The sequence below is a fragment of the Frisingicoccus caecimuris genome (genome assembly GCF_004340975.1).
GTDB classification, from domain to species: domain Bacteria; phylum Bacillota; class Clostridia; order Lachnospirales; family Lachnospiraceae; genus Frisingicoccus; species Frisingicoccus caecimuris.
Genome location: NZ_SLXA01000002.1, coordinates 1 through 14,625 on the forward strand (window position 1 = coordinate 1; position 14,625 = coordinate 14,625).

Here is a 14,625-nt window from a genome sequence, read left to right on the forward strand (position 1 = left end):
AATTTTACACCAAGAGCCGGACTTTTCGAAGCCCGGCTCTTGCTTTTGGTAAAAAAAGTGCTGCCGCACTAATTTTTATTTAGTGCGACAGCTCCATGTATCATGGTGGTATTGGCTGTGTCCGTTCCGTAAAGGACTGCCCTACGGCGTATCGGCTTCGCCTTGTTCCTTTACCTCACTGGATATCGACAAACTGGGATTTGTTTTATTACTTGTTTTCCATAAATCCTATAATCGAAAAAATCAATCCTACACTCCCAATTCCGATAGCAAGTAGCCCCATTCCTGATGAACAAAGAGAGATTATGATAGCAAAAAGTAGTATCGCAATACCTAAACCGATTTTTTTCATTGAATCTCCTCCTTTGCAAAATTCTGATTTTTCTATTTCTTTCTCAGTTAAACAGACTGGGATTTAGCTCTTTTAACTCAAGTGGCAGTTATTTCATTTCCACAATAATGGAGCTTTCCATTATTTTAATATCCTCAAAAGAACTGCTATATAGGCTTTTTGACACATCTTCAAAGGTCAATTTTTCATTGTCCGTAAGAACGACATAATAACTATCTGCCTCAGCATTTGGCATTCTTCCGTCCAGTTCTAATCGAAATGGATATATTGTATCCTCACATTTCCATGTTCCATCATTCATTTTATAGTATGTTATTAGTATTCCATCTTGTTCTGATTGTTTATAGGTTTTAGAAATATCACTCTTTCCGCAACCAGTAACCAATAAAGTATAAAGTACCAAAGCCGTTACTATTTTTTTCATTACAATACCGCCTCGTTTTTCAAGATTAATTTTTACACAAATTCCATTTTTTCTATTTCTTTCTCAGTTAAACAGACTGGGATTTATATACCAAATCCATTTGTTAATCCAATAACAACCAAAATCATTCCTGCTATTCGTATTCCCTTTTCTGCATCTTTCCGTTCTAAACGAACTATATTTTGTGGATATACAGGGTTAATGAAAAAGACGAGACCTGTAAAGGCCCACGCAAGATTATAATATATATCCTTATTGAACCATAAAGAACTTATAAACCCTACAATAACCAAAATCATAGTAGCAATTATTTGCGTTCGGAAATTTATTCTCATTTTCTGCTCCTCCATAAATTCATTTTTACCACTTTCTATAAACTGGAAATGGTCTATTTCTTCATCCTATACATTACTATAAAAATTATTGCAAAAACCATAGGGACACAAGCATAGCCTGCTTTTACTTCTCCATGATTAAGTAAAACATATCCTACACCTATCAAGGTTATTATTGTGAATATAATACCCAATATTAAATATATCCTTTTCATGCTCATACCTCGAATTTATTTTTTTCTAAATGGTAATGCTATTAAATTACCTAGTAACGCAATAACTGTATACGCAACTACATAAACCCACGCCGTATAGTTATAAAAAATAAATATAGATGGAATAAGCATAATAAGTACAATCAAAATATACAAAAAGCGAAAACCGTTTCTAATTCCATAAAAAATAGACGTTACTAAGCATACCAAAGGAACAATCATTAACATAACAATCATTCCGCTCCCTGTGTCTTTTATAAGACACGGAATAACATAAAAATCTGCAAGCAATACAATATAAAAAATCATATTCTTTTTTAACTTATCCATAATTTCCACCCTCCTTGCAAATTCCAATTTTTCCGACTATTTTCATGGTAATATTATATCATTCTGATACAATATTGTCATTCAGTTTCAATCTTGATTTTGAACATTTCTGGGCGGTCTTTAACATTGTAGACGTAATTATTTTCTGTGCCTGCTTGATATAAAATTGTAAAATGATTATCCCCAAGTTTTCGACTTAATTCATTTGGATAAACAGAAATACATATTCTATTTGGATATCCTGTTATGTCATACGAAAAACGTACCTCACGAAAAGTGTTATCTGTACATCGTTCTATTATTTCTTCAGCAAACTTTTCTTTATTTGAAACAAAGAGTTTATTCGCTATGATAGTCAATCTTTGCTCATAAAATTCACTGGAGCAATTCAGAACACTTGATTCCACCTTAACATCACGTCCATATTGTAAGTAAATCAAAGTGGTAAAAATACCAATGAATACAAATACCGTAATAAAGCGTTTTTTCAATATTTCCACCTCTTACAGTGTTCGTATACGAACACTATTATTAAAACAATTTTACGCTAATAATAATTACATAGCAACAGAAATTTGTAAGAAAGCGGAAAAGCGTGAAATGATAAAATATGACAAGTTGTGGGAAACAATGAAGTCTAAGGGAATTACTCAATATGATTTGTATACTCGTTATCATATGAATCGTTCCCAACTAAACAGACTGAGACATAATCGAAATGTAGAAGTAAACACCATAGATAAATTGTGTAATATTTTGAATTGTAACATTGAAGATATTATGACGCATTATCCAGACGATAATGTTTTTTAATGAGTAGCAGAAGTATTTATTAGAACGATACCATGCTGAACGATTTCTCCTTTCTGATTGTTATTTTATATCCATGTAGTCAAAATGTAGTCACTTGTAGTCAAACAGAATTTGAAGAAATGCTGTATTTTCGGGGATTTCGAGAGTTCCCCACAGGGTTCGAATCTCCTCCCCGCCATCCATCTGAATCTGGTCCATAAACAATATCCAGACCGGAAAAATATCATAGGAATTCTCTGTATTCTTTTGAGCCATCATATATAACGCCATTTTATTGACTTCAAAAACATCATCTGAAATAATCATTTCATACTGACTCTCCACTTTCTCAGTTAATTCATCCAAAGTAAGCAATGATACCGGCTTCTTTTCCTCAGAAGGATTCATTTCAAATAATTTATCAATATCCAAGCGTTGAATGCCTTCCTCTGAATAAATCACTTCAACCCCTGTATAGCACGCCTCCACATTCTTCATGACGTTTCCATACACATAATATAAAGGCAATCCTTCAATTTTCTGACGCACAAAACAATAATAACAACTATCCTGATCATTCCACGATTCTTTATATTTACTTGTATCTTCATTTCCATACATATCACTGGCATATTCTTCCTGTTCCAGTATCTTATAATCCATCGCATATATCGATGGTATAAAATCCATATCCGATTCAAAACCGATACGATTCAAAACCGACAATATTTCCTCATATACATCCTCACCACTCATAAATTTCAATTCACCATTGAGTTCATATCTATCCAGATTGTACCGGGAACGGCCGGATTCAGGGTATACGCATCTCAAAATATAATTTGAAAAAGGCAGTGAAAAGGTCAATGATTCCCCGTTAATGTGAAAATACTCCTTATTTGTGCCAACATAATGTTTGGATTTAAGCATTTTCCCATTGTCCCCGAGAACATCCCCTTCGTGGATTTCTTTGACTTCTCTATCCTTAAAAAACGCATCATAAGCCGAATTCATGTCATATCCCGCCCGCTTTGCTGTAAAGCGTTCCAGTCCATTTACATCTGCTTTCTCCGGCACCACGATTACCGTTTTAAAATTCAACTTATCATATGCTTTTTCATAATATTCGGGAAATTCCACTGTCACTGCTTCCTGATTTATTTCCCCCTTTACCGGCGGTTCCATCTTTTGACATCCGCTCACATAGACCGCCAGGCAAACCATACACCAAAAAAAGCCAAAACTCTTTTTCATAAGCCACTCCTCCTCTATAAGTATTTTAATAAAATCAATCTGCAAATTAATATAAATATTATCAATCGTTGTAATATAAAACTTTCAACAATACAATACCTCCCCTTTCTTCTGACATCGATATCACCATATTTCATCAAATTTGATAATTCAATTATATATTCATAATTGTGCAAAAACAAGAAGGTGGCCATCAACGACACGTTTCAGGCCACCAACTGCACTTTTCTATTTACTTTTTATAACTCCTCACTTGCAATACGGTATTTGTAATCATCAAAGCCAACAAGAAAATAAAAATATTCCAGCTATAATGCCACCAGTAAACTAACATTAAGCTTATTAAAATGATAACTGAGATACTTTCAGTAATCATATATATTTTATAAGCAACCTTACGGGAAAAGAAATTTTTGAGTCCAAAAACAAAAGCAAGACAAACTTCATATAGATAAATCAGATAAGCATATTCTGTTTGAAAAGTATTCGCTATTTCATTTCTGATCACATCATACAATGGCTGAAAACAAATAATCAAAACCCAAAATACCAAACATAACCCACAGTAAAAAAACTTATATTCAAATCGACTCATAGAACACCTCCATTATTCTGCTTCAATATTCTCTCTGACATTTTCCGGATTTAAGACGATTTTTTATTGCTATACCGCAAACACATTATATTATGTATGACCCCAATAATCACTAAAACTGTCGCCAGATAAAATCCTATTCTGTAGACCGGAACAATATAATTCCCCAGGCGCTGCATAAACAGCTCATGCTCATAAATCCGAAATAATTGTCGATGTTCTTCCGAATACAAAACAAACAATGGCGCTGTAATAAATTGGAATATAAGCAGGATTTTACTGATCATAGCAATCACATACCCTTTATGATTCTCAATGACCAGATATTGAATTAATAAACATAAAATATAAGTGATAAATATACTGCCGCCATTAAATGTAAATATTTGCATACCATTTATTGATTGAAAAAAGATTTCTATATTATCGGCATCCAGGACCGACGGAACGGTTGACCTGTACCACTCTATCGGAAAAAGAAGCATAATAGCTAATAAACATGCCATACCAAAATATTTTCTCATTTTTTCTTTCATCATATCTCTTTGCCTCCCCCGTAAAAGACACCGATGCGCCCAACTCTTTTATCAAATCAGATTCTATTCTATCATTCCTTATGCCCTACCATATTTTGTCAACAAATCATCAATTACTTCTTTTTGCTCGGGTACATGATATATACATATATGCTGTTTATATTTTCTTCCCACTTTGCCATAAACAGAGATTTCAACATCGCTTTTCCGCTCGTATTTATAAATACTCTCCCAGGGAATTATTCCATGTTTACAATCAATACCAATGTTTCCGAACGATATGTTTTTAGCTTCTGAAATTAACATAGAAATACACGCCAATAAAAGTGCTTCAATCCATATTAAATATTCCCACAATGGCATAATATTCTCTAACAGTATCCATTCACCGATACAATTTAAATACATAACCCCTATAATTTGCTGATGTGTGATAAAGAAGTAAAAGAAGTGTAAAAAATTTTGCCGTTCCTATCCGGCACTTGCGCATTGTGTCGGATAGGTCGGGCGGTCATTCGGGCAAGTCTACTTTGCCGACGAAAGAGTAATAGATTTCAATTTCCTGTCTGCGGGTTCCGTTCTCGTCATAGCTGCACTCATGCACTATGATTTTCTCTACAAACTCCCGCAACAGGGTAGGGGTAAGTTCTTCAAAATTCATGTTCTTGCGGACGATATTCATAAACTTTCCGGCGTTTACGGTGGCTTCCTGTGCTTTGGAAAGTTCCGCCTGTAATGCGGCGGCTCGCTCTTTCAGTTCTTTCTGCTCGGCTTCATAGTCTGCCGACAGTTCCGTAAACCGTTCATCAGAAATGCGCCCGGTCACGCTGTCCTCATACAACCGCTTGAAGATAGCGGATAGTTCGCCGATACGCTTCTCGGCGGCTTCCAGTTCCTTTTTCTTTGCGGCGTTCCTGCGCTTGCCCCCGTCCTCGTTCTGCTCAATCAGCAGCTTCATAAAGCGGGCTTCGTGCTTCGCCGCATAGCTGGTAACTTTCCGCAGATTATCTGTCACTCCGGCGGTCAACAGGTCGGTGCGGATAAAGTGCGCCGTACAGTCATGGGTACGCTTCTTGTAGCTGCCGCAGATGTAGCAATCCTGTTTCCGGGCGGCGTTCTGGTAACGCTGCTGATAAAGGACGCTACCGCAGTCGGCGCAGAACAGCAAACCGGAAAACAAGCCCACTTCATCATAGCGGTTCGGGCGTTTGCGCTGCTTTCGTAACTCCTGCACTCGCTCCCAAATATCCCCGTCAATGATAGGCTCATGGTGGTCTGGGAAAATCGCCTGTTTCTCAATGGGGTTCTCTACGCTGTGCTTGGTCTTGTAGGACGGCTTCTCCGTTTTGAAGTTTACCAGACAGCCCGTGTACTCCCTGTTTTCAAGGATATGTACAACGGTGTTCGTCGCCCACTTGCACTCATAGCCGGGGTGGTAGCGGCGGGTGCTGCCCGTCCTGCGGTATTCCAGCGTCCCTGGCGTGGGGATCTGCTGCTCCGTGAGCATACGGGCGATTTTGGTCGGCCCGTTCCCGGCAAGGCACAAGCTGTATATCTGCTTGACTACGGGGGCGGCTTCCTCGTCAATGATGAAATTTTCGTCCTCGTCCATGAGGTAGCCGTACACGGGCTTGCTTGTGACAGGCTTGCCGCTCATGCCCTTAGACCGTTTTACTGCCTTGATTTTCTTGCTCGTATCTCTCACCAGCCATTCATTGAAAATGTTCCGCAGCGGGGCAAAATCATTGTCGCCCTGTGCGCTGTCCACTCCGTCATTGATAGCGATAAAGCGGACGCCTTTCTGCGGGAATATCATTTCTGTGTACATTCCCACTTGCAGGTAGTTTCGCCCTAATCGTGACATATCCTTGACTATGACGGTGCCGACTTTCCCGGCTTCAATGTCTGCAAGCATGGCTTGGAAGCCCGGTCTTTGGAAGTTCGCCCCAGAATAACCGTCGTCTGTGTACCATTGCAGATTAGAAAAGCCGTTCTGCTTTGCATAGGTTTCAAGAATACGTTTCTGGTTTGAAATAGAATTGCTCTCGCCTTGCAGTTCGTCCTCGTGGGATAATCTCGGATAAAGGGCGGTAATAAGGTTTCGGGTGGTCTGTCTTAACATAGTGTCCTCCATTTCCGACAGCCAGCCCCACTATTCCGTAGCTTTATTGTACCACGGAACAGGGGCGGTTGTATAGCGGTTTCTGCTTCTTTACGTCCCGTCAAATTGCCGATTTTTGTGTAGCAGCTTCGGCTTCCAGTACTTTCATCATTTTGTCGGCGGCGGTGGCGGTGGTGTTCTCCTTGAAATAGCCGGAAACGACAAGGACAGAGTTGCCTACACGGATTTCCGTCACGCAATCCGGGCGGCGGGCGGTGCGGTCATGCTTTGGGGTGTTGGTCATAGGCGGCTCTCCTTTCCATTTAGCAGCGTTTTCAAGCGTTTCATTTTTTCCTGTGCCGTGGCTTTTCTGAAATTCTCCCCGGTAAACCGGACGGGGGAACACATTTCAAGCAGACGGTCATAAATGCGGGCGTGGGCGGTGTCCTCCGGGTGCTGCAAGTCCTCCAGCGTGAGATTGGTCGTAACGATTAGCGGCTTGTTGCTGCGGTATCGGCTGTCAATCACGTTGTAGACCTGCTCTAAACCGTATTCCGTCCCCCGTTCCATGCCGAAATCGTCAAGAATGAGAAGCGGAAAGCTGCAAAGACGGGATATGTACTCATTCCTGTCCTTGAAGCTGGCGGCAAGGTCATTGAGTATCAATGCAAAGTTCGTCATGCACACGGCAATTTCACGCTCCATGAGGGCGTTTGCGATACACCCGGCGAAATAACTCTTGCCTGTGCCGACTTTGCCCCACAAAAGCAAGCCGATATTTTCCGCTTTCATCTGCTCCCAACATTCCACATAAGAACGGGCGTGCTTCATCTGCGGGCATTTCCCGTTGTCGTTGTCAAACGTCCATTCCCGCATAGCCGGATTGGTAAAGCCCCGCTGCTTCAAACGCTCAACCGCTTCAAGGTGGGTGCGCCGCTTCTCGGCGGCTTCCCGCTTTTCACGCGCTGCCCGCTGGCAGTCGCACTCTGCCGGGTGGCGGTCATGTCCCAGCCATGCGGCGGTTTCTTTGGGGAAGTAGGCTTCTTTGGGCTTGCGGCACTTCCCGCAGTATAAAAGCCCGTCCTCTCCGGTATAGTCCTCCGGCTCCGGCGTGGTCTGCGTCATATTCAAAACCATATCATCAAACTGGCTCATAAACTTTCTCCCTCCTTGCAAGTGTAATCGGGTATGCCTTTCTTCGGCTTCTTCTTTGCTTCGTCCTCCTGCGCCCACTTGTAAATCGTGGCTGCATGGCTTTTGTATTTCTTCCCGCTGGAAGCGATATGGCAGGATAGGCGGTCAATGTAATACTCCCACTTGCCGGGAAGTTCTGCTTTCAGTTCGGCAAGTTCCTTGTCTGAAAGAAATACATTGTTATATCTGCCATAGGCGGCGGGGTGTCCCGTTTCTAACTCTCTCTCTTTTTCTATCTCTATATCTATCTCTTTCTTTATCTCTATCTCTGGTGGACGAATGTCGGACAAATGTCCGCCGTTTGTCCGGGGCGGCAAAAGCGCCCTGTTTTCCAGCCTTGCAGCCCGTTTCCGTTCCGCTTCGGTAGAGGACTGACCTATCATCAGTTCAATGTCGGTCATGTAGAGAAGCCCGCTGTTAAGCTGCTCCACAAGCCCCAACTGCCGGAAAATCTCTAAAGCCCGTTCAACCGTCCCTATCTGGTGGCGGGTAAGCGTCGCAATCATTTGCGCCGTATAGGGGATATGTTCGTCAAGCTGCAACTTTCCGCCGTTTTTCAACGATTTTAAGTACAGCTTCAACAGGATATTGGAGTACAAAATCCCGTCTTTCATATCCTCCAACAGCACAATGGAGTCGCTGTCAAAAAAGTTCTCTTTCAGCTTGAGGTAGTAGTATTTGCGGTTATCTGCCATTGGCTGCGCCCTCCTTTTTCCAGCGTTTGGAGTAGTAGCGGGGGCAGAGTATGATAATTGCCCGGAAGCTCTGCTTGCAGTCACGGGTACAGCCCCGGCATAGGTCGTTGTATGTGATACGGTTGCGGTGGTTGAGGAAGAAAGACCATTCCTCTTTCCGCTTCTTGCTCATTCTTGGCAATCGTAGGCTCCTTTCTGCCGTTTCTATCGGCGTGGCGGGATAGGCGGCATTTTCTGTATGTTCTCGGTGTCATTTTCGGGCTTTTTCCGCTCTGTAAGCCCCGTTTGGAAGTCGGGGAGTATTGCGGTAAGGGGAAAGCCCACACCCTCGTTTTTGTATGGTTTCGGTATCATTTCGGGGCAGTCTTTAACGCTCCTGTTCCTGCTTTTTCTGCTGGCTCGGCTCCCGGCGCAAAATCTGGTCGATATTGCCCTTGACGGTCTGAAGCTGGCGGACACGCTCACGCTTTTCCCGGTAGTCGTTATATCCGGTGTTCTTCTGGACGGTAAGCTGCTCAATCTCTCTTTGTAGGGCTTTGCTGGCTGGCAGCTTCGTGATTCCATGTGCCTTGAAATAGCGGGCGGCGGATTCCGCAAGGATAAAGTCGCTCTGGTGCTGCTCCCGGTAGGCTTTCCGGGCTTTCTCCGATTTCTGCGCTTTCAGCCCGTCACGGGCGGGCTTGGTGCCGATGTAGCTTAGGAGATTGCGCTGCAATTCCTTTTTGTCTGCTATGGCGGCTTCCAGTGCTTTCAGTCCAGCAAGGCTTTCCTGCATATCCGCATGGGCGGCTGTGAGGGCTTCGTCCAGTTCTTCCGGGGAAGAAAAGCCGTATTGCTGGTAGGCGGCAAGGGTAGCCGCCATTTGCTTTAGGTTGTGCATGGTCGCCCACTTCTCATAGCCCCGTCCCTTGCCCTCGGCTTTCTTTGCGGCTATGTCAACCATGCGCTGCACACCGTCATTCTTCGGGGCGTTTTTCGCTGGTTTTGTCCTCTGTAACCGCTCTTTGATACTGGCGGGGTATTCCGGTATGGCTGCGGCTTTTTCGGCGGCTCTGGCGGCGTTCTGCTCCAAAGTGGAGAGGACGGCGGTGCGGTCAAAATCGTCCCCCAGTTTGCGGGCGGTAATAGGTTTTGCCCTGTCCGGCGTGAGGTAGGACAGTCGCCCCCGGCTCTCCTTGACGGTCACGCCCTCCCGGAGAAGCAGAGAAGAAAACTCGTCAAAGCTGGTCGCTTCGGAAAGTGCTGCCCGGATAGTCCGGCGCAGCTTCGCCTTGTCTGTTTCAAACTTGGTCGTGCGGGGTGTGATACTGTCCGCAATCATGGGGGCGTTGCGCTCGTCCAGTGCGGCTTGTCCTTTCTTCTGCGCCCAGTATTCCCGGTCGGTCACTCGTTCCTTGCTGCCATTCAAAAGGTCAATCTGGTAAAGCCCCTCGCTGTGGCACATTTCCATGACTTCGGCTTTCAGATAGTTCATGGCTGCGTCTGTACAGCGGTGTTTGCAGCCTGCTTTTCTGTCCGCTGGTCTGTCCATGTGGGGCAGCATGGGAACCTCCGCAATCCGCAGGCTGTTAATGACGATATGCACATGGATGTTTTCAGTGTGATTATGCCCGTCCGGGTGGGTGCATACAAGGGCTTGGTGTCCGGGGAAATGCTCTCTGCAAAACTTCTCGCCCAACTCCTGCGCCCGGTCTACGGTCAAGCCGTTGTCCGGGCCGTCACGGGGGTCAAAGCTGATGATATAATGGTGGCTCTTTACGTCCTCCCGTTTCTGGTTCTTGCCATAGCGGAGATTGGAACGCATACAGGCAATGGCAAAATCCTCCCCGTTGCAATTCAAAGAAGAAATGCGGTAGTCTGTCCTTGGTATCAGCCGCCCGTCTGCGTCAAGGGTGGGCTTCATGGTAAACTCGTCATGCTCGAATGTGAGATACTTTTCAGCGTCCCCGTAGTCCGCATTTTTAGAGCTGATATGTTTGAGTATCGCCAATAGCGTCACCTACTTTCTTGAGGACTTCAAACTTGAGGGCGGCAAGGTCGGCGGCGGCTCCCCGTACCTCGCCGGATAAGTTGGCGTAGGGTGCGCCGTACTCATTCAAAAAGCGGGCTATCTGGTTTAAGTTGCCGCCGATCCGTCCGTACTCGGCGGTTAGCTTCCCGACAGCGGAAAGCAATTCATCATTGACGGGGGAAACGGTAATCACGGGGCGTATGGTTGCCCCCTGTATGGCTTGCCGGATAAACTCGGACTGGCTGATTTGATAAGCCGCCAGCCGCTCCATGAAGTCGGCGTGTTCTTCATCGGACAGCCGGGTTTTTATCACATGGCAGCGGTGGGGCGTGTTGTATTTCTTTCGCATGGTATGACCTCCTTTCGGTTGCCGCATAACGGCGGCGGTATGAGCGGCGCAAGCCGTAAAGCAGGGTTTGGGGAAGGCACTCCCCAACAAGATTCCCGCAGGGGCAAAATGAGCGGATAAGCGAATTTTGGTACTGTGGTAGAATCTTGCTCTAAAAAAGTGGCAGCTTCCGGCTCCCTTCACTTACTACTACAATTCCGGCGGGGCGTTTTGGCTTCTCTGACTTCACTAACAAAGCGATTGCAACGGCAGTTTCTGCCCGCTTTTCACTAACAAGACAAATCAAAATGCCTTTTCTGCCCGCTGTTCCCCTCCACGGAGAAGAAAAATTTTTGCCAATGCTGCGGCGGATATTTTTCTCTTTAATACCTACAAACCAGCAAAAGGTAAAATAGACGGAGATTTCAGAAATTTTTATCTTATTTTCCCTTTTCGTGGGGTAATACAGGGTTTTTTCAAAAACGCCGAATAAAACCGGAACTTTTTTATCAAGGAGCGGCAAGCTGGCTCTCCGGCGAAAAATGAGCGCAAAAAAGCAGGAAACCTTATCACTGATTTCCTGCTCCGTGTGCCGCTGTATGGCGGCGGTTATTCAGTTGTGAGTTTATCGGTCAAGCCGGAACTTGAATAGGCTTTCTATCAGCTTCGTCTTGATGTAGTCCTCCATATCCACGTTGTAATGTCCGTAGATGTGGGAGTAATAGCGGATATATCCGGCATAATGGGCACGAACGGCGTTGACCGCTTCCGGCTCCCCGTTGGTAGCCTGTATGATTGTTTCATAGGGGAGAAGCCTGCTCATGGGCTAACACCTCCATTTCCTCCCGTAGTCGGCGCAAGTCAAGATAAATGTGCCGTCCGGCTGTGCTGCGTGTCCGTCCGTACCGCTTGCCGATTTCCTCATGGGTTAGATGTTCAAAGAAGTACAGGAAGATGATTTCCTGCTCTGTTTCCGGCAGAGAGGACAGGGCTGCGGCAAGATCTGGATTGCTTAACATGACAGTCTGACCGCAGACCGTGAACGGGTATTCCTCGCTCGACGGCGGCTTCGCAAAGTATTCATCTGTGGCGGCAAACGGCATGAATTTTTCTTCGGACAGGTATTCAAGGGAGATTTCCCGCTTCCACTTTGAATACAGCTTGCGGGCTGCGTCAATGGACGCATGGCGAATAACAATCCTGCAAAAAGCATTATGCGTGTATTGGATATGCTTTTGATATTCTTCAAATTCGGTCATGGAAAATCCCCCTTTCTGAATAATGTGAGGGGCGGCAGCACTCCTTGCTGTCGCCCCTTGATTGCCTACCAGCAAAGGCGGGCGGGGCTGTCAACGGCGGCGCAGTATGCGCCGTTCATCTTGACCGTTGACTGGCTCGACTGGTTTTGCTATTTTATACAGACCTTTGCTTTAATAAGTTAAATATGTATCTTTCATGTGTGATGATTCCTCTGTTGCAGCTTTTTTTACAATCTCTTTCAAAGCTATTTAATATCTTTTCGGCTTTGTCTTTATCATGCGAGATAAACGCTGCATAGGAATATTGTGTATGATACGAAGCCAGTGGAACAAGCCTTGCCTTTGTCGTGCTTTTTTTGAGAAAGTACGGTTTATTCGTTGATGTTATTCCTAACATTATTTCGCAAAACTGTTTCTCGCAGGTTGCTTCATTTTTGTAAATGCCCGGAATATTTTTTGCTTTAAGCATTTCATTACATATATCCAATGCCTTTTGATATTCCTCCAATTCTAAAAAATAGAAAATCTTATCAATGGCAAAACAGCAAATAAGAGGATTATTATAGTCATTTTCCGGCAAGTCAGAAAATAAAATTGCTGGATAGTCCAAAATGATTCTTTCTTCCATGCCAAACGCATTTATTTTCATAATTCTGTAAAAAGCCCGTTTTGCACTTGGATTATTTATCATCATTAAAATATTATAAGCGTCATTTGTTTGCAAATGTGTTCGCATTGGTATGCCATTAGAAACGGCAAAAAATAGTCCAACAATGGCAATGGCTACAAAAAAAGTTCTTATAAACGATTCATCATTAAGCCATAGAACAAACCATCCCGCAAGAAAACTTAAAAGCAAATTAAAAACTGTTCCGCCGGCATTATACCAGAAAACCGGAATATTATCAGATTCACTAAAATTAGGTTCCATAGCAGCTTGACCACCCGCACCGATTACCGGAGAGAGTCCTACAGTAAGTTTCTTATCTCTTTTGTATATCCGAATATTCAAAATTGTAAAAGAAACGAATTTATATCCTGTCATTAGCCCAAACACAAGATGTCCAGCTTCATGTACGACTATTTGTAACAATACGGCGAAAATCAAAAAGAGAATTAAAGATATTGAACCAACCATGTTTCTGTTCCTCCTGACTGATATTGACCTTTTGGATATAGCTCACCCACCTCTCGATTATATACTATTTCTTGCTGTATGTAAAGTATTTCATACTTAAAGGGTAAATAAATTCGCCACTCGGAATAATAAGACTTTGATATTTGAGCGGCGAATACTATGTTATCGAATTTTTCTTAAAACCAAAATAGAAATTAAAACTACAATCAAAAAGCCGTCATACACTAACCGTAAAGCATTAGCAAATATCACTATGTTTTCTATCGCAGCGTACATAAAATAGCTTAATATATTCATGAAGATAAACATGGCGATTATTCCATAAAAACAAGCTGTACCAATAATAGTCCTACCATGTTCATCACGTCCCTCTTTTGAAAGGCAGTAGGCAAAAAATAAAATGGAAAGAAGAATTGTTACGCCCCAAAGAAACCATGTAAATGTCATATCGTTCATCAATTTATATATTAACTCTGACATTATTATACCTCCTCAAAATCAAATAAATCTTCAATCGTCACACCAAAGACTTTTGCAATATTATAAACTAACAACATAGAAGGATTGTACCTATTTCTTTCAAGCTGCATAATAGTCTGCCTTGAAACACCCACCAAATCGGCAAGTTCTTGTTGTGTCATTCTCTTTGTAGCTCTATAAACATGGATTTTGCTTTCAAATCGGTATTTGTTACTTGCCATTGGTTCGCCACCTTTCTTTGATTTTAGTGGTACTGTGTAAATATGAGTATAACATATTTCTTGCATTTTGTGAAATAAAGATTTTGAAATATTTAAGGAATAGTGGGCGGCTGCCTATCAAAATCTTTGTTTGTTACTTTATCGCACATGAGCATTATAATAAGAGTTGTAACAATCAACACCATAAAACCAATAATGTATCGATGCCATATGGGATACTTTACATTCAAATATATTGATGTATTTTTTGATGAATATATATCTTTTATTCTATATATTGTATAAACAATGATTATCCCACACCCTAAAATCCCATATGTAAAATATACACGAAACAGTTCTTCCATAGTGACGCCCCTTTATTA

Annotated in this window: 22 protein-coding genes and 1 pseudogene; 1 reads left to right on the plus strand and 22 read right to left on the minus strand. The window is 42.9% G+C overall.

Going from position 1 to position 14,625, the window contains the following annotated elements; all coding sequences use genetic code 11:
* Positions 1-208: 208 nt before the first annotated feature.
* The 5 genes from EV212_RS13390 to EV212_RS02335 form a co-directional block, all read right to left on the minus strand.
* On the minus strand, positions 209-352 hold the full coding sequence (locus EV212_RS13390) for a hypothetical protein (RefSeq protein WP_005335410.1): 144 nt from the start codon (positions 350-352) through the stop codon (positions 209-211).
* A gap of 88 nt (positions 353-440) precedes the next feature.
* Positions 441-776 (minus strand): hypothetical protein, encoded by a 336-nt coding sequence (locus EV212_RS02320; RefSeq protein ID WP_005335412.1) that lies wholly within the window; start codon positions 774-776, stop codon positions 441-443.
* Positions 777-859: 83 nt separating this feature from the next.
* Positions 860-1,111 carry a hypothetical protein gene (locus EV212_RS02325; RefSeq protein WP_243115437.1) on the minus strand — a complete coding sequence of 84 codons (252 nt, stop codon included), beginning with the start codon at positions 1,109-1,111 and terminating at the stop codon, positions 860-862.
* A gap of 230 nt (positions 1,112-1,341) precedes the next feature.
* On the minus strand, positions 1,342-1,656 hold the full coding sequence (locus tag EV212_RS02330; RefSeq protein WP_005335418.1) for a hypothetical protein: 315 nt from the start codon (positions 1,654-1,656) through the stop codon (positions 1,342-1,344).
* Between the two features lie 77 nt (positions 1,657-1,733).
* A complete protein-coding gene (locus EV212_RS02335) occupies positions 1,734-2,147 on the minus strand; it encodes a hypothetical protein (RefSeq protein WP_132088329.1) in 414 nt (137 codons plus the stop codon).
* Between the two features lie 109 nt (positions 2,148-2,256).
* On the opposite strand from EV212_RS02335, the gene EV212_RS02340 reads away from it, so the two are divergent.
* Positions 2,257-2,469: a helix-turn-helix domain-containing protein gene (locus tag EV212_RS02340; RefSeq protein WP_040015714.1), complete on the plus strand. Its 213-nt coding sequence runs from the start codon at positions 2,257-2,259 to the stop codon at positions 2,467-2,469.
* Positions 2,470-2,559: 90 nt separating this feature from the next.
* Here the strand turns inward: EV212_RS02340 and EV212_RS02345 are convergent, their stop codons facing one another.
* From EV212_RS02345 to EV212_RS02420, 17 genes and pseudogenes are all read right to left on the minus strand, one after another.
* The gene (locus EV212_RS02345) at positions 2,560-3,702 is read right to left on the minus strand and encodes a hypothetical protein (protein WP_132088332.1); all 1,143 of its coding nucleotides are present in this window, start codon (positions 3,700-3,702) and stop codon (positions 2,560-2,562) included.
* 232 nt (positions 3,703-3,934) lie between these two features.
* Entirely contained in the window at positions 3,935-4,297 is a 363-nt protein-coding gene (locus tag EV212_RS02350) for a hypothetical protein (RefSeq protein ID WP_132088335.1), read from the minus strand.
* Between the two features lie 50 nt (positions 4,298-4,347).
* Positions 4,348-4,836, minus strand: coding sequence for a hypothetical protein (locus tag EV212_RS02355; RefSeq protein WP_132088338.1), 489 nt, complete (start codon positions 4,834-4,836; stop codon positions 4,348-4,350).
* Between the two features lie 75 nt (positions 4,837-4,911).
* Positions 4,912-5,241, minus strand: coding sequence for a hypothetical protein (locus EV212_RS02360; protein ID WP_165873270.1), 330 nt, complete (start codon positions 5,239-5,241; stop codon positions 4,912-4,914).
* A 1-nt stretch (position 5,242) separates the two neighbouring features.
* A pseudogene (locus tag EV212_RS14080) lies at positions 5,243-5,323 on the minus strand (Maff2 family mobile element protein); the annotation flags it as partial.
* Between the two features lie 21 nt (positions 5,324-5,344).
* Positions 5,345-6,955 (minus strand): recombinase family protein, encoded by a 1,611-nt coding sequence (locus EV212_RS02365; RefSeq protein WP_132088344.1) that lies wholly within the window; start codon positions 6,953-6,955, stop codon positions 5,345-5,347.
* A 100-nt stretch (positions 6,956-7,055) separates the two neighbouring features.
* Complete coding sequence (locus EV212_RS02370) at positions 7,056-7,238, minus strand: transposon-encoded TnpW family protein (RefSeq protein WP_132088347.1); 183 nt, start codon at positions 7,236-7,238, stop codon at positions 7,056-7,058.
* Positions 7,235-8,089: an ATP-binding protein gene (locus tag EV212_RS02375; protein WP_132088350.1), complete on the minus strand. Its 855-nt coding sequence runs from the start codon at positions 8,087-8,089 to the stop codon at positions 7,235-7,237. Before EV212_RS02375 ends, EV212_RS02370 begins: the two co-directional genes overlap by 4 nt.
* Positions 8,086-8,823, minus strand: a complete 738-nt coding sequence (locus EV212_RS02380; protein ID WP_132088354.1) for a phage replisome organizer N-terminal domain-containing protein — start codon at positions 8,821-8,823, stop codon at positions 8,086-8,088. Before EV212_RS02380 ends, EV212_RS02375 begins: the two co-directional genes overlap by 4 nt.
* Positions 8,813-9,004: a hypothetical protein gene (locus EV212_RS02385; protein ID WP_083787635.1), complete on the minus strand. Its 192-nt coding sequence runs from the start codon at positions 9,002-9,004 to the stop codon at positions 8,813-8,815. Before EV212_RS02385 ends, EV212_RS02380 begins: the two co-directional genes overlap by 11 nt.
* A gap of 186 nt (positions 9,005-9,190) precedes the next feature.
* The gene (locus EV212_RS02390) at positions 9,191-10,813 is read right to left on the minus strand and encodes a relaxase/mobilization nuclease domain-containing protein (protein ID WP_006060462.1); all 1,623 of its coding nucleotides are present in this window, start codon (positions 10,811-10,813) and stop codon (positions 9,191-9,193) included.
* On the minus strand, positions 10,785-11,183 hold the full coding sequence (locus EV212_RS02395; RefSeq protein WP_039865072.1) for a plasmid mobilization protein: 399 nt from the start codon (positions 11,181-11,183) through the stop codon (positions 10,785-10,787). Before EV212_RS02395 ends, EV212_RS02390 begins: the two co-directional genes overlap by 29 nt.
* Positions 11,184-11,787: 604 nt before the next feature.
* Positions 11,788-11,985: a helix-turn-helix domain-containing protein gene (locus EV212_RS02400; RefSeq protein ID WP_006060459.1), complete on the minus strand. Its 198-nt coding sequence runs from the start codon at positions 11,983-11,985 to the stop codon at positions 11,788-11,790.
* Complete coding sequence (locus EV212_RS02405; RefSeq protein ID WP_039865071.1) at positions 11,963-12,421, minus strand: RNA polymerase sigma factor; 459 nt, start codon at positions 12,419-12,421, stop codon at positions 11,963-11,965. Before EV212_RS02405 ends, EV212_RS02400 begins: the two co-directional genes overlap by 23 nt.
* Positions 12,422-12,575: 154 nt before the next feature.
* Entirely contained in the window at positions 12,576-13,559 is a 984-nt protein-coding gene (locus EV212_RS02410) for a M50 family metallopeptidase (protein WP_006060456.1), read from the minus strand.
* Between the two features lie 162 nt (positions 13,560-13,721).
* Positions 13,722-14,039 (minus strand): hypothetical protein, encoded by a 318-nt coding sequence (locus EV212_RS02415; RefSeq protein ID WP_006060455.1) that lies wholly within the window; start codon positions 14,037-14,039, stop codon positions 13,722-13,724.
* A 2-nt stretch (positions 14,040-14,041) separates the two neighbouring features.
* The gene (locus EV212_RS02420; protein ID WP_039865070.1) at positions 14,042-14,260 is read right to left on the minus strand and encodes a helix-turn-helix transcriptional regulator; all 219 of its coding nucleotides are present in this window, start codon (positions 14,258-14,260) and stop codon (positions 14,042-14,044) included.
* Positions 14,261-14,625: the final 365 nt, after the last annotated feature.